Genomic DNA, 19,200 nt, shown 5'->3' with positions numbered 1-19,200 from the left:
TAAGGTGTGATCGACATGAGAGAACGGTTGTTTCTTATTCTGATGTACGCGGTGCTGGGCGCGTTTGCGCTGTTTTGCTTCATTCCGTTCTGGATTGTGTTCATCAACTCGTTCGCTGATGAATCGCTTCTGCAGACGGCGGGGTACCAGTTGCTGCCGAGCAAATTCAGCCTCCATGCGTACAAATTTCTGCTCTCCGGCAAGCAGGTATTTCTAAGCTACGGCATGACGATTATCGTGACGATCGCCGGCACGGCGCTGGGCGTCCTTTTGACAGCTGCCTATGCGTACACGCTGAGCCACCGGAAAGTGAAGTACCGCAACATTTTATCGTTTTTGACATTCCTGACGATGCTGTTCGGTGCAGGGCTGGTCGGCTTCTACATGCTGATTGCCAACTGGCTGCACCTGAAAGACTCGGTGTGGGCGCTCATTTTGCCCTATCTGCTTAATCCGTTCTATGCCTTCATTCTTGTCTCCTACTACCGGACGCTGCCGTATGAACTGAATGAAGCTGCGACTGTGGACGGAGCCAATGATATCTTTATTTTCTTTCGAATCATCTGGCCGATTTCGCTGCCTGTAATCGCCACGGTGAGCCTGTTCTACGCATTGCAATATTGGAACGACTGGTATTTGTCATTGTTGTTCATCGACAATTACAAAATGCTGCCGCTGCAGATGATGATACGCCAGCTTATGTCCAATTTGAATGTTATGGCTTATGTGAGCGGGAGCCAAACGCAGTACAACGTCGTCGTGCCGACCTATGGGATGCAGCTGGCGATCGTCTGCGTTACCATTGGCCCGATCGTGTTCGTGTATCCCTTCATCCAGCGTTTCTTTATTAAAGGCTTGACGCTCGGATCGGTAAAAGGGTAGAACGACAAGCGGAATGCGCGTTTGACCGGTTCGAGCCTTCGAGCGCTGCCGGTTTCGGCCGGCCCATCCGCCTATATTCTCTATATTTGAAACAGGGGGAATGAACCATGAAAAAACGATTGCCCATCGTGCTCGCGTTACTGATCGTAATCTTCGCGATTGCAGGTTGTTCGGGCAAGAACGAAGGGGAAGTGAAGACGCCCGAACCGCCTGGTCATACCGGAGATAGCGCCATCAGTGAAACCAAACTTAAGGAGGTGACACTGAAAATCATGATTCCCGGCGACCGGCCGTCGGATATGGATTTAGTCATCGCCGAAGCAGAAAAGCGAATGAAGGATACGATCAATGTGAAGCTCGACGTCGTGTTCGTGCCCTGGTCCGATCTGGCGCAAAAGACACAGGTGACGCTTGCTTCCGGCGAAAACATCGATCTCATCTTCGATGCGCCATGGCTGCACATCAACCAGATGATCGCAAACGGATTCTATGAACCGCTGGATGACCTGTTGGCCCAGTACGGCCAAACGGTGCTAGACAAACGACCGCAGCAAATGTGGGACTACAACAAGTACGGCGGCAAAATTATGGCCGTACCGCTCGGCCTCAGCTACATGTCCGGCAATTCTTACATGGTGCGCAAAGACATTCGCGAGAAGCTGGGCGTACCGCCAATCAAGACGTATGATGACCTGATCGCATTTGCTTACAAGGTGAAGGAGCAGGAAAAAGACATTATCCCGATGACCGCAGGCTCCTACACGTATTCATTCGTCGGCCATCATGCGCTGAACGATTACGAGACTCATGTCAGGCCGACCCACGCGCTCGGCAACAGCTTGATGCTCTACTATAAGAACAACGACGGGAAAGTATACAATTTGCTGGAGGATCGGGAGCCGATCGGAACGTGGCTGGCGAACACGCACAAATGGTTTAAAGACGGACTGATTTTCAAGGACATTTTGACGACGAAAGATTTTCACCAGCCGATCTCAGCAGGCAAAGTAGCCATCGTCACAAACGGCGCGTTCGGTATCGGAGATTCCCTCAAGAATACGATTAAGAACAATGTACCGGGCGGCGAGCTGGAAACGGTCACCTTCTTCAACCCGGAAAAAGGCGCGAATTTCACCAATTTTAAGCAGTGGAATTTCCTGGCTGTTCCGAAGGTAAGCAAAAACAAGGAGCGGGCGATTATGTTCCTGAACTGGGCGAATGAGAAGGAAAACTACGACCTGCTCTCTTACGGAATTGAAGGGAAGCATTGGGAAGCGGCAGGAGAGGACAAATTGAAAAGCCTGGATACATCCGGTTACTCTGCATTCGGATATGTCTGGTTATGGAATCCGGTCGATGAGCGCACTGTTGTGGGTGGCGATCCGAAGAATGATGAATTGGATGCCGTGCTTCGCGATGCCGACATGTTCACCACTGATATTTTGGCCGGCTTCGAATTCGACAGCACTCCGGTCCAGAACGAAGTCAGCCAGTACAATACGGTCGATGGACAATACTATAATGCGCTGTTCAACGGGGTTATCGATCCGGAGGAGACATTGAAGAAATTCGAAGCGGAAGCCGGCCCTGCCCTCCAAAAAATTCAGCAGGAGCTGCAAAAGCAAATCGATGAGTTCCTGGCGGCAAAGGCGAAATAGATCAAAATCACGACGTGGTGAAGACGGCTTCCTCTTTCGGAGGAAGCCGATCTTGTACACGCTGCTGCTTGCTTATATCAGATTTCGCGAAAGGGGGGATCCAAATTTAGCGTTCACCCGGAACAGAAATAAGAGTTTAGAATCTTTGATATTTCTGTACTTGAGAATAAGAAAAAGGAGCTGGCCTTGATGAATTTGAATAAAAAATGGGTATCCGGATTAATGGCAGCCGTATTACTACTGGCACCGCTCTCTGCGGTTCAGGCGAAATCGCCTGTTCCCGATGTGACTGTCCTGCAGGCGGTAGATGCAGACCAGATGGAAGCAGGGAATGATTCAGGTAATCCACAGGTCGAACTAGATCAACCGACGAAAGCTGGTGAACCGGAAGTGGAACAGGCACCACTAGCAAGAGACGAGAATCAAGCAGCAGCATCTTCGGAAGTAGAGGAGACGCAATTCCGCAATCTTGCGGCCGGCCTCCCGTATGAATGGTCTGAAGCTCCGGAAGCTTCGCATCCCGATGACGGATACAAGCTTACGGACGGAAAATACGGCGCATTGGATATGAACGACCCGGCATGGGTAGGACATCAGCGCGGAAAAGCGCGCGAAATCGTATTTGATCTGGGGGAGGAAAAGTCAGTCGGGAAGATAACCGCTCGTTTTCTCCAGGATTATCCGACGAACTCGATCCTCGTGCCGCTGTCGGTATCGATGTATGTCTCTGACGATAAGGAAAATTGGGGGCTGCTTTCTCATAACGCTACGCAGCTGCTATGGGGAGCAGGACCGCCTAGACAGGAGACTTTTGAATGGGATGGCAGCCGGGATGGAATCAAAGGCGGGAATACGGATGGCAAGTTGGCTTATGCCCGTTATGTGAAGGTAATCTTTTATATGCATCCTACACAGTGGGAATACATTGACGAAATCGAAATTATGGGTATGGACGGCAAGATTGAAGGGGCGGTAAAGGTTCCTGCCGAGCAGCCTCGTTTTTTGGAGCCGGGGGAAGCTACGGCCGGGATCCGGAATCTGAATTTGCTGTATAACGGGCAATACGCGAATGGTTTGGGCGATTGGAAGAAGGAACGGATTATCCCTAATATCAGCTATGTAAATAAAGACGGCGAGCCGGTCGATTGGCTTTATGACGGCGTTCTATATCTCGGGATTGCTTCGCCTGCTGGTCGCGATTTCGGTCAGGGACAAACGAACCTGGACGATTGGAAATGGTATTTGGATAAAACATTTGCAGCCACGGGCGATATGCAGCAGTTGAATGAGGCCGCCAAGGAAGTTGGGGCCAAGCTGAAACAGCCCGATCATCAAGTCAAGGTTGTGTTAATGATTCCGAATCCAGGGGAATCCTTAACAGATTTTGGCGACATTGACGGTAGCGGTTCCTTAAATTTCAACGACTCCGTCGTAGGCAAAGAAAAAGCGTCTGAAAACAGAGGAAAAGCAGTACAGTGGTGGCTGGACCAGACCCAGCAAAGATGGCAGGCTGCCAACTACTCTAATCTTGAGCTTGTCGGCATGTACTGGATGCCGGAACAAATCGACATATCCGAATCAGGACCGGACATAGCTCGCATGGTGTCGGATAAAGTGCACGCCATGAACATGAAGGTTTTCTGGATTCCACACTCATATGCTTACAAAATGTTTATGTGGAAAGACGCAGGGTTCGATGCCGCGGCGCTTCAGCCTAACTATTTCTTCGGCGGAATGGATTCCGACCGTCTGGACGATGCTACAGATACTGCAAAGCGGTACGGAATGGGGAACGAGGTTGAATTTGATGACGGAATGCTGACAGATCCCGTACTTCGTCAGCGTTTTGTCGAATACTTGGACAGCGGCGTCAGATCCGGTCTGATGCAAAATGGCTTCAGAGCTCACTATCAAGGCAATAATGCAGTATACAACTTAGGGGTAAGCAAGGATCCAAGTTTGCGTTTAATGTATGACTGGCTGTACCAGTATTTGAACGGAACGTACGCCATTGATAGCAGCCCGGCGCCGGAGACGATGACGGAGGTTGTACAGCGTTATGTCGCATCGAACGAAATCAAGCCCGATTTTGGCACAGAGTTGTCGTATCGATTGCAAATCATCAAGCGTCTTCTGGACGAAAACAAGCCGAAGGATGCCGTAACGTATATGCAGGATTTTCTCGCGCACATTCACGACCCGGCCGTCCAAGCGCAAGGGTTGATTTCGGCCTCGGCCGCATCGGTGCTTGATTCCTACGCCCAAGTTCTCATTCAAACCTGGTCTGACGGAGGGGGACTCAGCAATCTGGTTCTTGGCAAAAGCTATACAATTTCACAGCAGCCTAACAGCAACTATCCCGATTCCGGGAACGAACTTACGGACGGCCGATTCGGCGGGACGGATTACCGCACCGAGCAGTGGCAGGCCCATGCGGGAAGCGACTACCCTGACGAACGAAGCCGCACCATCACATTTGATTTGGGCGGCAACAAATCGATCGGGGCAATTAGAGCCCATTTTCTTCAGGATAAAGGACCCGGCATCTATTTCCCTCCGAACGTCACTTTTTCCGTTTCATCTGACGGCGAATCCTGGAGCACGCTGGCAACCGTTTCTCCCCCACCGGCACATGATGCTGCCTCGGCCGAGTTCGTGAGCTGGAGCGGGATAACAGACGGCGTGCCGGGGAAAGCGGGAGCCGACAAAGTGTCTGCCCGCTACGTTAAAGTCGAATTCCCGGTCAACGTCTGGGTCTTCCTTGATGAAATCGAAGTTCTCGGTACGGATGATCAGGCAGGAGGTGAGACGGGTATCGACGGCGCAAGAGCCGTGGTGGATGCCGCTGCGAAGAAATTGACAATCGACGGTCTGGTCGTGAACGGCAGCCAGTCCCAAGTGAATTTGAAAATACTCGATTCGAAAGGGAAAGTTCGCTACGAAGGCCAGACGACCAGTACAGAAACGGGAAGTTTCGAATTCATGATCAAGCTTACCGGCAATTTAAAGGGAACTTGCGACGCCTATCTGTCTATGGAAGGAATGTCGGATCCCGTTAAGATTTCATTCGAGTACAATAAAAAGGACTGATGAGTTATTTCCAGCACGAGCTCAGGTTCCGATGGCATAATGGCCTGATTTCCGAGAAGTTGACTTAGGATAAGGGCATTTTATGGCAAACTCTGCCGAGCATGATGCATGATAACTTATGTTTCGTAAAAAAAGCCATGGAGGCAGCGTTATTTCCACGCTGTAGCCCGTGGCTTTTGCTTTCGAATCGGTCTTGATGATCACATGGGAAATATGTGGCGCATAACGATGCTTATGAACACGTTTAATATAATGAAGGAAGAAGAAAACCGGTAATTAGATTCAAAGTCGCAAAGGATTGTTGGTCTCCCAAACTACATCAAGGGCTATCTGGAAATTTCATGCTGAGAAAGTTGAGAACAATGTAAACGCATACTTATTCATGGTATAATGTTTCTAATAGATTAAGCGATTTTAGTCATTTGGGATTATATTGCTGTAAATCTGGGCTGGGGGTGTTGCGAGAATGAGAAGGTATAGCGTGTGGCGTCCGATTATGCTGATTGCGGTGGCGCTGCTTACGAACAGTTTGGTTACGAATTTGGCGGGGGTATTTGGCATGACGCCGGAGTCGGCAAGCAGCTTGGGCGTAGTCGCCATGATTATTGCCGGATTGATTACGTATAATCGCATGATGAAGCCCCGCCGCAAGTGAATATTCATTCAAAACTTTCATTGAAATGAACAGCATGTTTGTAAGCACCTTGCCGAGGTGCTTTCTTTCATAAGGGGCTATTATTTTTTTCCAAATTGCAGGGTCTGAGCACTTGCAAGTTTGCGTACCACACCAATTGTAACCCCCCGTGTTATCTATAAAAACCGTGATATCAACACCGCGTTAACTACGGCTTCCTATCTCTACTAGAATTGGAATAAAACATGTCTTAAACGTTTCACCGCGACACAGATGCAGCTTGACAGATTCACCCAAATTTATGTTGAAAAGGGTCTGTTTTATTAATATATTGTAAATAGCACGAATCTAGTATTCGGGCATATATACCTAGGAGGGTTATCCTTAATGAAAAAAGGGGTCATATCTTTAATCAGTTTGGCGTTATCTGTCACAATGCTGGCAGGTTGCGGCGACAAACCAGCGTCAGAACCAAGCGGCGGCGCAGGCGGCGATGCACCTAAGGCAAACTTCAAGGTAGGGATGGTTACGGACGCGGGAACCATCGATGACAAGTCGTTTAACCAAGGAACGTACGAAGGTATCGAGAAGGCCAATAAGGACTTCAAAATGGAGTATAAATACCTGAAGCCGGCCGGAACGACAGAAGCCGACTACTCGAAAGAGATCGGAAACCTGTACGATGCCGGATTTAAGTTCATTGTAACTCCAGGCTTCAAATTTGAAACAGCCGTGTTCAAAGCACAGGACAAGTATACAGATGCTAAATTCGTGATTATCGATGGAACACCTCATTCCGGCGACAGCAATCCGGTAGTTAAGGAAAATACCGTATCCATCTTCTTCGCTGAGCAAGAGTCCGGTTTCCTGGCTGGCGTAGCGACTGCGCTTCATGTGAAGGATGGACAAGCTGGATTTATCGGCGGAATGGAAATCCCTCCTGTACAGAAGTTCAACTGGGGCTTCCAGCAGGGTGTAGCTTACGCCAACGAGAATCTCGGTACGAAACTGGTAATTAACAAAGAAAACGTTGTTTACCAAGGATCCTTTGATGATGTTGCAGCAGGCAGCCAATTGGCGGCTCAAATGTATGACCGTGGCGTAAACGTGATCTTCGCAGCAGCAGGCGGCGTTGGCGTTGGTGCGATTAACGAAGCGAAGACTCGCGTACAGAATGGATCTGAAGTATGGATCGTTGGCGTAGACGTTGACCAGTATCAAGATGGCGTTTACGAAGGCGACAAATCCGTTGTCCTGACTTCGGCCGTGAAGAAAATCGACCATGCGGCTTACGATATGATCAAAGCTGAAATGGAAGGTAAATTCCCAGGCGGACAAACGCTTACGCTGGATGCGACCAATGACGGCGTCGGCCTTCCTGAGAAGAATCCGAACCTGAGCGATGACGTCCTCAAGCAAGTGGACGAAGTGTTTGGCAAGATCAAAGCCGGCGAAATTAAAGTTACGGCAGAGCAAGGCGATTTGATTAAGTAATCCAAGACACCAAGGTCATCTACAGAAGCGTGGATAGACTTACTTGAAAAGCAGCGATACCGCATGAAAAAAGACGGATTCCCTCCGTCTTTTTTTAAGGTATCAGAATTTATAAGTTATTTCAGCGAAGCGTAAGCAATTCTGTAATCGCATTTATATGTTTTGGGGCCCCCGCAAAGTATTTGGAACAAGCATCGAAGCATAGGCTCCACTTTGTGGGGCTATTTTAGGTATCAGACCGTATCACCGGCGCAAGCGATTGCATCCTGATATTGAATGTAGAAATCGATCTATGTAACTGCGTTCTGGCTGTTTGGAAGTGAGTCGATCCGCGTTTTTTTTAAAAGCAGTTATGCACAGGAAGATATTTAACAAAAAAGAAGGAGAGGACCCAAAACCATGGACTATGTTGTCGAGATGGTGGGCATCCGCAAGGAATTTCCGGGGATCGTGGCCAATGACGATATCACGATTAGGTTGAAAAAAGGCGAGATTCATGCGCTGCTCGGTGAGAACGGGGCGGGCAAGTCCACCCTGATGAGCATCCTGTTTGGCATGTATCAGCCTGACCGTGGCGTAATCAAAGTCAACGGCAAGGACGTGCGGATCTCGAATCCGAACGTCGCGAACAAACTCGGAATCGGGATGGTGCATCAGCATTTTAAATTGGTCGAGCCGTTTACCGTGACCGAGAATATTATTCTGGGCAGCGAGACGCGCAAGTACTTCTTCGGCTTGGACGTGAGATCGGCTGCCAAACGGGTCGAGGAGCTGTCCAAGCGATACGGCCTCAATGTAGACCCGTATGCCAAAATCGAGGATATTTCGGTCGGGATGCAGCAGAGAGTGGAAATTCTCAAAATGCTGTACCGAGACGCGGAAGTGCTCATTTTTGACGAGCCGACCGCCGTGCTGACCCCTCAGGAAATCGAAGATCTGCAGGGCATTATGAAAAACCTGGTCAATGAAGGCAAATCGATCATTCTGATCACCCACAAATTGAAAGAAATTAAAGCGGTTGCGGACCGCTGCACCGTCATCCGCCGCGGCAAGACGATTGGCACCGTAGAAGTGGCAGACACGAGCCGCGAGGCAATGGCCGAAATGATGGTGGGCCGCAGCGTATCCTTTAAGGTGGACAAGCAAGAGAGCCATCCGGGTAAAACCGTTCTGGAGATCAAATCGCTTATGGTAAAGAACAGCAAGAAAGTTGATGCGCTCAAAGGCTTTAGTCTGGACCTGCATGCCGGGGAGATTGTGGGCATTGCAGGCGTGGATGGTAACGGTCAATCGGAACTGATAGAAGCCATTACCGGACTTCGGCAGGCGGAGAGCGGAACGGTGAGCTTGAATGGAAAAACGCTCAACGGTCTATCTGTCCGTCAACGAAATGAAAGCGGAATCGGCCACATTCCAGAGGACCGCCAAAAGAGGGGCCTCGTACTGGATTATACGATTGAAGAGAATTTGATCCTCGAGGTGTATAACCGCCCACCGTATTCCAAGAACGGGCTGCTGCAGCCAGCAGCGATCCGCAAGCATGCGGAGCATATCATTCAGAGTTTTGATGTGCGTTCCGGAACGGGCGGCCGGTCGATCGTGCGTTCGATGTCCGGCGGTAACCAACAAAAAGCGATCATCGGCCGCGAGGTAGAGCGCGATCCGGATCTGCTTATTGCTGTCCAGCCGACTCGGGGCCTTGACGTAGGCTCGATTGAATATATTCACCGGCGTCTGATCGAACAGCGCGACAAGGGGAAAGCCGTTCTGCTGGTTTCCCTGGAGCTTGATGAAGTGCTGAATCTGTCGGACCGCATTGCCGTTATCAACAACGGTGAACTGGTAGGTATCGTTAAAACCTCCGAAACGAACGAAAGAGAGCTCGGACTGATGATGGCCGGGTATCAAAAAGAGGAGGCACCACATGAATAACAGCGTAAAATCGTTGCTTGCCGTCCTGTTCGGACTCATTGCGGGGGCACTGCTTATGGCGCTGACCGGACATAATCCGGTAGAAGGGTATAAGTATCTCATCCAGGGTGGACTCAAAAACCCGGAGCGGATCGGAAATACGCTGGCGACGGCGACTCCGCTTATTTTAACCGGTCTGTCCGTGGCTTTTGCCTTCCGCACTGGACTGTTTAATATCGGTGCTGCAGGCCAGATGCTGTTCGGTGGATTTTGCGCGACGGCTGTCGGCCTCTCGCTGGACCTGCCGCGGGCTCTGCTCCTGTTAGTCATGGTACTGGTCGGGTTTATCGGCGGTGCGCTATGGGCGGTTGTCCCAGGTTTCCTGAAGGCTAAATATAATGTGCACGAGGTCGTATCCACGATCATGATGAACTGGACGGCCTACTGGACCGTTTATTATGTCATTCCGGGTTACTTCAAAGGGGCGAGCCTGGAGACGGAATCGCGTCAGCTTCCGCCGGAAGCTATGCTGCATCAGCAGTGGCTAAGCGATATGTTCCAAGGTTCTTATGTCAATCTGGGCTTTTTTATCGCGGTTATTGCTGTTCTGGTCGTCGCTTTCCTTATTAACAAAACAACGCTCGGGTATGAATTGAAGGCGGTCGGATTCAACCGGCACGCTTCCGAATATGCGGGTATCGCTGTCAAACGCAGCATCGTGCTGTCCATGTTCATCTCCGGCGGTCTCGCGGGCCTCGCGGGTGTTGCACAGTATACGGGGAATGCCTCCAGCATGCAGATCGGCATTCTGCCGAGCCAGGGATTTGACGGGATTGCCGTAGCTCTGCTCGGAATCAATGCACCTATCGGTGTATTGGTGTCGGCCTTGTTCTTCGGAATTCTCTATTCGGGCAGAGGGTTTATGAATGCCATGACGGAGATTCCGCCGGAAATCGCCGATTCGATTATCGCCATCATTATCTATTTTGCGGCAACCAGCATCTTGATCGAACGACTATACCGTAAAATGAAGCTGCGCCGCGCGGCTAATAAAAAGCAGGGGGAGTAAGGACATATGTGGACAACGATTGAACAGATTTTTCCGTATGCCATCGCTTACACGATCCCGCTTTTGATTACCGCCTTGGGCGCGCTGTTCAGTGAACGAAGCGGGGTCGTCAATATCGGCCTTGACGGCTTGATGATTGTTGGTTCTTTCATCGGAGCCTTTGTCATATTCAAAATGCAGGCCCAATGGCCCGGCCAATCGTGGGTACTTTGGGTAGGATTATTGGCAGCAGCGGCAGCGAGTGCACTATTCTCGCTATTACATGCCTTTGCCAGTATCAACCTCAGTGCCAACCAGATTATAAGCGGTACGGCGATCAATATGATCGCGGGTGCCCTGACGATTTTCCTTGCCCGTAACATTACGGGTAGCGGCAAGATCAGCATCACGAATGGTTTTGCACCGTTTGATGTGCCTGTGCTGTCTAAGATACCGGTTATTGGGGATTTGTTTTTTACCAAAACCTATGCAACAACTTGGCTTGTTCTATTAGTGTTAGTGCTCAGCGCACTAATATTGTACAGAACGCCGTTCGGTCTGCGACTCCGGTCCTGCGGCGAGCATCCGCACGCAGCGGAAGCAGCAGGTATTAAGGTACAGTCCATGCGGTATGTCGGTGTCATGATCTCGGGTGCTTTTTCCGGACTTGGGGGGGCTGTCATTCTGTTGACGTATTCCGGTGAATTTACGGGGAACGTAGCAGGACTAGGGTTCCTGGCGCTGGCGTCCCTCATCTTCGGACAATGGAAGCCGCTCGGCATCCTGCTGGCCACCTTGTTCTTCGGATTTGCCACGACGGTAGCCAACGTATCGCAGGTGATCCCGTCATTGGCGGTGATCCCGCCGGTCATTCTCAAGATTTTCCCTTATGTTGTCACGCTGATCGCACTCGTGATTTTCTCCAAATCCTCGAATGCGCCGAAAGCCGTAGGGGAGCCGTTCGATTCAGGTAAACGGTAACGGATTGCGCAAGTCGATGTAAGACATCTAGAACCTCTGATATGCCTATGCCCACTTAGGGTTAGGTCTATTGGAGGTTTTTTTACATTTAGCATACTTTAGGTTAGAACTCCCAAAACATCTCTGGTATATATAGTAAATAAGGCTACAGAATTTAATAGAATAGAGGAGTGAAAACCTGAATGCGCATTCGATTACATAGGTGCCAAAAGCAGCTAAGTATGTTTATGGCTATTGTAATGCTTCTGAGTCTCATCGTTCCTTTCAGTCCCGTGAAGGTGGCGGAGGCTGCTCCCCAACATGATCAGGTTGTAATCAGCCAAGTGTATGGCGGCGGCGGGAATGGCGGGGCAGTGTATACGCATGATTTTATCGAATTGTTCAATCCGACGGGCAGTCCGGTTGACCTTACAGGCTGGAAGGTACGTTATGCAAGCGCAGCAGGCAGTTTTAACGGCACGACCTCTTTAACTGGTATTATAGAGCCTTATTCTTATTATTTAATCCAACAACAGAGTAGTGGCTCGGTAGGTGCTACTTTGCCGACAGCTGATGTTGCAGGAACACTGAACTTAAGCGGCTCTAACGGCAAAGTAGATCTGGTAAACGCCGCGGGCGATCGTATCGACCTCATTGGCTATGGATCGGCATCAGAATCTGAGACGAGACCGACAGCAGCTCTATCCAGCAGTACGGCTGCGATTCGCAATGAATTGACCGTTGGTCAAAATGACCGCGGCCGCGACACGGATAACAATGTTTCCGATTTCACCGTTACCAAGCCGGAGCCCCGGAATAGCGCGAGCCCGAAGACACCGGTCGCTCCTAGTACGGGTTTAGGACCAGTAACAGCCAATCCGGAACCTAATGCCTGGCCTGCCGGAACGGAAATCACGCTGAATCCGCCTACGGTGGGTGCTTCCGTTTATGCGGATGTATACCTGTCCGGAGGAAACGGATCCGGCTTCCAGCTCGTCAATGGCCCGATCAAGATCAACGAGCCTACACGAGTGGATGCCTATGCAGTCCAAGATGGCTTACCGGATGGACCGATCTCCTCCTTCCAATACGATATTTTAACGCAAACGTCCGTCGCTGAGGCCCGCACCAAGGCAAAAGGCGAGCATGTCTGGACGGAAGGCGTCATTACGCATATCGAAGGCAGAGAAACCTATATACAAGATGATACAGCCGGTATCGTGCTCTATGACTACCCGCTTAATGCCAGCGTTGGCGATCGGGTGAGCGTGGCCGGCGTAATGGAGATTTATAACAATCTTCAGGAGATTAAACCACACGCTTTGCTGCCACAAGATGTGACAGGGAACCAAGTCGGAGTACCACAAGCTCTCCCAATCACCGGAGCAGATCTATCCGAAGCTGCAGGAGAGACTTATGAGGCAAGACTAGTCTACCTGGATGATGTGACTATCAAATCCGAAAATAGACCTGGCGAATACACGGCTGAGCAAGGCGGGCATGAATTCATCATCTATTCCGGGTTGTCCAAGCTGAAGACGGTGAAAACCTTCAGCCGCGTCACGGGCGTGGTCAAGCAGTTCGGCAACATCTATGAGCTGATCCCTCTCGGCGAGCATGCCTTAATCGAGGAGATGTTCTCCGTGATTGCCAGTCCGGGTGCGGGACCGATCATCATCGGGGGAACGGTGACGCTGTCCAGCCCTACGCAAGGGGCGAGCATTTATTATACGCTCGATGGGTCAGACCCGACGCAAGCTAGTACACAGTACAGCTCGCCGATTCAAATAGACCGTGACACGACCATCAAAGCGGTTGTTGTCTCGGGTGCAGATGTGAGCAAGGTATATGAATTTGCTTATAAAGCTACTCAGCAGCCGCGCATCGCGGATATTCAAGGCGAGGACCATACTTCGCCGTATACAGGACAGACGGTAACCGATATTGAAGGTGTTGTAACCCAATATGGTTATACGTTCTCTAACGGCAATATCAAGGGATTCTATATCCAGGATCCGAAGCCGGATTCCAATCCGAATACCTCGGATGCGATTTTTGTGTATTCCACGGATCCAAGCCGGCCTCAAATCGGAGATCTGGTGAGCGTAACCGGAAAAGTGGCCGAGTTTAACGAGGGAAGCTCCAGCAACTTGACCTCCACCCAAATCGAGCTGCAATCCATCAAGAAGCTTGATCAGGCTCAGCAGCTGCCCGAACCGGTTACCTTAGGTAAAGGCGGGCGCCCGATTCCTGCCGCCATTATCGATAATGACAGCATGACAACGTTCGATCCGGGCGAAGATGCCATCGACTTCTACGAATCTCTGGAGGGCATGCTGGTCAGACTTCCGCAGCCAACGATCATTAGTCCGTATTGGACAAGCAGCGGAACCTACAACATTGCGACCCGGGTCGAGAATGATACCGCGGATGTCATTACGCCTGCTGGAGGTCTCGTTCTGAAAGAACAAGGCAATTTCAACCCGCAGCGTCTTATCATTGCTTACGGCAATCCGGGGCAGGAAGTAAGCACCGGCGATACGTTTGCCGATGATGTGATCGGTGTAATCGGTTATAACAGTGGCAATTTCAAGGTGATTCCGGCTAAAGGCGAGTTGCCTGCAATCCACAGCAGCTCTTTTAAGCAAGAGGTATCCACTATCGACGTGAATGACGGACAGCTCAGAGTAGCGACGTATAATATTGAAAATTTTTATCCGGGCGTAAGCTCCACCAAAATCAACAAGCTGGCGGAGTCGATCGTAAACAACATCAAGTCTCCGGATATTATCGGCCTTGTAGAAGTACAGGATAACAACGGAGAGCTGAACAACGGAACTACCGCGGCAGATCAAAGCTACCAGACCTTGATTAACGCCATCAAGGCAGCGGGAGGACCCACGTACGGCTTTACCGATATTGATCCGGTGAATAATAACGATGGGGGAGCGCCGGGAGCGAACATTCGGGTCGGATTCCTCTATAACGCCGATCGTGTCCAGTTATCGGACAGTGTAAAAGGCAATAAGGGGTCGCCGACGGAATCGGTTGCGTATGATGCGGCAAAGGATCAGTTAACCCTGAATCCGGGCCGGATTGATCCGCTGAATTCGGCATTCAACGCATCGCGTAAGCCTCTGGCCGCACAGTTCGAATTCCAGGGCGAGAAAGTGATCGTCATCGCGAATCATTTTAACTCGAAATCCGGGGACCAAGGACCATTCGGCAATACCCAGCCGCCGGTTCTCTCCAGCGAAGCTCAGCGCCATCAGATTGCAGCGGTCGTGAACGGGTTCGTGAAAGACGTTGTGTCCGCTAATCCTGATGCGAACGTCGTCGTTCTGGGAGATTTGAATGATTTCCAATTTACCGAGACGGCGAACATTTTGAAAGGAAACGAATTAGACAATCTGATCGATACGCTTCCGCTTAAGGAGCGGTATACCTACACGTATGATGGGAACTCGCAGGTACTGGATCATATTCTCGTCAGCAAGAATCTGACCCGTTCTACGCAAGCCGATGTCGTGCATCTGAACGCCGACTTCCCGGCTTCCAAGGGCCGCGTATCGGATCATGATCCGGTTGTCGCGCAGATCGACCTGAAGGGAGAAGCCGTGAACGGCTTCCCGCTGACGATTTTGCATACCAATGACACTCATGCCAATCTGGATACTGTAAGCTCACCGGATAACATTGCGCGCCGGGTGACGGCGATCAAGGAAGCCAGAGCAAACGCGGTCAATCCTCTGCTCGTGGATGCAGGGGACGTATTCTCCGGCACGCTGTATTTTAATCAATATTTGGGACTGGCGGATCTGGAGTTCATGAACCTGGTTCAATATGATGCCATGACCTTCGGTAACCATGAGTTCGATAAAGGATCTGAGGTGCTGAACGATTTCATTGAGCATGCGGAATTCCCGTTTGTTTCCTCGAACGTGAATTTTTCGGCCGATGCTTTATTGACCCAGAAATTCAAGAATGAAGTGACCCGGGATGCCAAGGATGCAACCATCTACCCGGCCATCATCATGGAGGTAGACGGGGAGCAGGTTGGCCTCATTGGACTTACAACCGAAGACACGGCGAACATCGCTTCGCCTGGAGACGTCACCTTCGATGATGCGGTGCAAAAGACAAGAGACACCGTGGCGATGCTGCAGAAGGAAAGCATTAACAAAATCGTCGTGCTGTCGCACCTCGGTTATGACGTGGACGTTAACCTTGCTAAGGAAGTTGAAGGCATCGACATCATCGTGGGCGGTCACAGTCATACCAAGCTGGATCAAGCGGTCGTGGACAGGTCGGACAGCGAACCGAAGCTGATCGTGCAGACAGGGGAAAAAGGACAATTCTTAGGTCGGCTTGAGGTCGTATTTGACGACGAGGGTGTTCTGCAGGAGTGGAACAGTAACCTCATTTCTGTTGACGAGAAAGATAGTGCCGGCCAATACGTGGTACAGCCGGATCCCGAAGCCTTGCAAATTCTGAACACCAAATATAAGCCGGGCGTGGAGGAACTAAAACAAACGGAAGTCGGTTTGACCGAAGTGAAGTTGAACGGCGTCCGGGCCGATGTCCGCACGAAGGAAACGAATCTCGGCAATCTGATTGCCGATGGCATGCTGGATGCGGCGCAAGCAGCCGGCACGAATGCGGTCATCGCCCTGCAGAACGGCGGCGGGATACGCGAATCTATTGAGGCAGGCAAAGTCACAATGGGTGACGTGATGACGGTGCTTCCGTTTAACAATGATCTGGTCACGATTACGTTAACGGGCGCCGAGATTAAAGAAGCCATGGAGAACGGGGTTTCCAAGACGCCGGCACAGGACGGGCGCTTCCCGCATATCGCGGGCATGAAGTTTATCTATGACTCCACCAAGCCGGTTGGATCACGCGTCCTGCGTATCGAGGTCAAAGGCAAGAACGGATACGAGCCGATCGATATGAATAAATCCTACGAGGTAGCGACGAACGCGTTTACCGCTAAAGGCGGCGACTTCTATGCTTCGCTCGAGAAGGCTTATCTGGAAGGGCGTGTGAACCTGCTCTATAAGCCTGACTATGAAGTATTCTCGAACTATGTGAAAAAAGTAGGCACCATCACAGCCAAAACCTCCGCCGTCGAAGGACGGATTACGGACTTGAAGGGAGCGCCGCTTCCAGGAGGACCTGATCCGGGCGGACCGGGAGAGCCTGGACCGGGGAACCCTGGGAACCCGGGCACCCCTGGAACTCCAGGACCGACGACGCCTCCCGTGAATCCTTCGAATCCTGGCACGACACCTCCGGTCGAACCAGGCAAGGTAAAGGTTCCGGTTAAGGTGGAGAATGGTGTGGTAACAGGCAGCGTCACTGGGGCTGCCATGAAGGAAGCACTGAAACAGCCTGTTGGCGGGAAAATTACCGTAGAGGTAACAAGCACGCAGCCAATCTCTTCTTCATCCGTTACCATCGAGAATGAAGCGCTCCAGGCATGGCTTGATCAAACAAGCGCACAGGTGCTGGTGGTAGCGACGCCTTACGGAAGCTATGAGCTTCCGAAGAAGGAGATCAATCTCCAAGCTCTGGCTGCGCAAACCGGCTCGGATATTAGCGGCCTTCACTTGGTCATTCAGCTTGAAGTGGATTCGGATGCTCTTAAATCAGCAGCTTCCAAAGGATATCATGCGCTGCAGGCTGTGAGCTACACCTTGACAGCGAAGTCCAGTAATGGCAAGACCATCACGCTCGGTTCATTCCAATCGTATGTGAAGCGGTCCCTGAATGTCGACAAAGCGCATGCTTTGACCGATATTGCGGTTGTTCGAGTGGGCGGAAACGGCAATGAATATACGCCGGTACCATTCAAGGTGAATGGTCAACGAATCGATATCTATAGCCGTACCAACAGCACGTACCTGGTGCTGCAGAACCCGGTAACGTTCCAGGATATTGCTACGCACTGGTCCAAGGCAGACGTTGAATCGCTTGCGGCCAAAATGATCGTAACCGGACGCACAGAGCAGACCTTTGTTCCGAACGCATCGGTCACTCGAGCCGAGTTCGCAGCGCTTGTCGTCCGGGCATTGGGCCTTTCTGCAGACGCTGCGTCAGGCAGCTTCCAGGATGTGGTGTCATCCGACTGGTATGCCGGAGCTGTCCAGGCAGCCGTCGATTCCGGTATCATTACCGGCTACACGGACGGCACCTTTAAGCCGAACCGGACGATCACGCGCGAAGAGATGGCAGTGATGGCCTACAACGCGCTGGAGTATGCCGGATACAACCAAGCCGATGCGGCAAAAGCCCATTTTGCCGATGCGACCTCGATCGGTGGTTGGTCCAAGACAGCGGTGTATGAATTGGCGGCTCTTGGTATTCTGAACGGAGACCAGAATCAGCGCTTCAACCCTAAATCGAGTGCCACCCGTGGGGAAAGTGCTGCTGTGCTCCATCGCATGATGCAGGATTTGACGTATACCAAATAAACATGATGTATAGCGGCAGGCCGAAGGCTGATTTCGCAATCTGCGTGAAAAAAGCCGAAAATAAAGATCAAGAAGAGGGCTACCCTTAGGGGTAGCTCTTTTTAATTCGTTTATAGTTTGGTCTGTGCAACAAACCTTTCCCCATGTTTCTAATTAATTTTTATTGGAAAGTAGTCGATTAGTATAAGAGAAGATAATATCTTTGCTATTAATAGATTTACATTAAAAATCAGTTGAGGAAGTGCAAAATATGAAAGTTGTCATCTTGGCAGGTGGAAGAGGAACACGAATAAGTGAAGAGTCTCATCTTAAGCCCAAACCTATGATTGAAATCGGAGACGCACCAGTATTGTGGCATATTATGAAGACATACTCTCACTATGGATATCATGAATTTATCATTTGTCTTGGTTATAAAGGCTATATCATCAAGGAGTACTTCGCTAACTATTACCGACATATGTCCGAAGCGGTAACCTACGATTTTACTTCTGGCAATACCGTCGAGGTGCATCAGAACACGGTAGAACCCTGGAAAGTTACTTTGGTGGAGACGGGACTAAATACAATGACGGCTAGTCGTATTAAACGAATTCAGCCTTATGTCGGTAACAATCCTTTCATGCTTACGTATGGAGATGGTTTGGCAGATATTAATATTGATCAGCTTGTTCGCTGCCATAAAGAAAGTAATAAGCTTGCAACCATTACAGCCGTGCAACCAGACGGCCGATTTGGACGGTTGGAATTGGATGGCGATACGGTTACTGGATTTACTGAAAAAGTTAGGGGAGATGGAGGTTGGATAAATGGAGGGTTCATGGTGTGTGAGCCCCAAGTATTCAACTATATCAAAGATAGGGATACGACGATCCTAGAACAGGAGCCTTTGCAAAATCTAGCGCGGGATGGTGAATTAAATGTCTATAGGCATGATAGTTTCTGGCAGCCAATGGATACTCTGCGCGAAAAGATTGTTCTTGATGGGCTCTGGGAAAGTCAAAAGGCACCTTGGAAAATATGGAATACCTAATATAACCGAAAATT

At 50.4% G+C, this 19,200-nt stretch carries 10 protein-coding genes; all 10 read left to right on the top strand.

Annotated elements, in window-relative coordinates:
* Nucleotides 1–15 precede the first annotated feature (15 nt).
* Entirely contained in the window at nt 16–882 is an 867-nt protein-coding gene (locus tag AB4124_RS07895; RefSeq protein ID WP_076322529.1) for a carbohydrate ABC transporter permease, read from the top strand.
* A 107-nt stretch (nt 883–989) separates the two neighbouring features.
* Entirely contained in the window at nt 990–2,540 is a 1,551-nt protein-coding gene (locus AB4124_RS07890; RefSeq protein WP_441972207.1) for an extracellular solute-binding protein, read from the top strand.
* Between the two features lie 189 nt (nt 2,541–2,729).
* Nucleotides 2,730–5,630: a DUF4855 domain-containing protein gene (locus tag AB4124_RS07885; RefSeq protein ID WP_441972205.1), complete on the top strand. Its 2,901-nt coding sequence runs from the start codon at nt 2,730–2,732 to the stop codon at nt 5,628–5,630.
* Between the two features lie 466 nt (nt 5,631–6,096).
* Complete coding sequence (locus AB4124_RS07880) at nt 6,097–6,285, top strand: hypothetical protein (RefSeq protein ID WP_441972203.1); 189 nt, start codon at nt 6,097–6,099, stop codon at nt 6,283–6,285.
* Between the two features lie 366 nt (nt 6,286–6,651).
* The gene (locus tag AB4124_RS07875; protein WP_076322525.1) at nt 6,652–7,758 is read left to right on the top strand and encodes a BMP family lipoprotein; all 1,107 of its coding nucleotides are present in this window, start codon (nt 6,652–6,654) and stop codon (nt 7,756–7,758) included.
* Between the two features lie 399 nt (nt 7,759–8,157).
* Complete coding sequence (locus AB4124_RS07870; protein WP_076322524.1) at nt 8,158–9,690, top strand: ABC transporter ATP-binding protein; 1,533 nt, start codon at nt 8,158–8,160, stop codon at nt 9,688–9,690.
* Complete coding sequence (locus tag AB4124_RS07865; RefSeq protein WP_076322523.1) at nt 9,683–10,738, top strand: ABC transporter permease; 1,056 nt, start codon at nt 9,683–9,685, stop codon at nt 10,736–10,738. The genes AB4124_RS07870 and AB4124_RS07865 overlap by 8 nt, the downstream gene beginning before the upstream one ends.
* A gap of 6 nt (nt 10,739–10,744) precedes the next feature.
* Nucleotides 10,745–11,698: an ABC transporter permease gene (locus tag AB4124_RS07860; protein ID WP_076322522.1), complete on the top strand. Its 954-nt coding sequence runs from the start codon at nt 10,745–10,747 to the stop codon at nt 11,696–11,698.
* 227 nt (nt 11,699–11,925) lie between these two features.
* A complete protein-coding gene (locus tag AB4124_RS07855) occupies nt 11,926–18,153 on the top strand; it encodes a 5'-nucleotidase C-terminal domain-containing protein (RefSeq protein WP_441972199.1) in 6,228 nt (2,075 codons plus the stop codon).
* A gap of 250 nt (nt 18,154–18,403) precedes the next feature.
* Nucleotides 18,404–19,186: a glucose-1-phosphate cytidylyltransferase gene (gene rfbF / locus AB4124_RS07850; RefSeq protein WP_441972197.1), complete on the top strand. Its 783-nt coding sequence runs from the start codon at nt 18,404–18,406 to the stop codon at nt 19,184–19,186.
* Nucleotides 19,187–19,200 lie beyond the last annotated feature (14 nt).

The sequence above is a fragment of the Paenibacillus sp. 2KB_20 genome (assembly GCF_052115765.1).
In the GTDB taxonomy this organism is placed as follows: Bacteria; Bacillota; Bacilli; order Paenibacillales; family Paenibacillaceae; genus Paenibacillus_AQ.
This window is presented reverse-complemented; position numbering and strand designations above follow the sequence as displayed.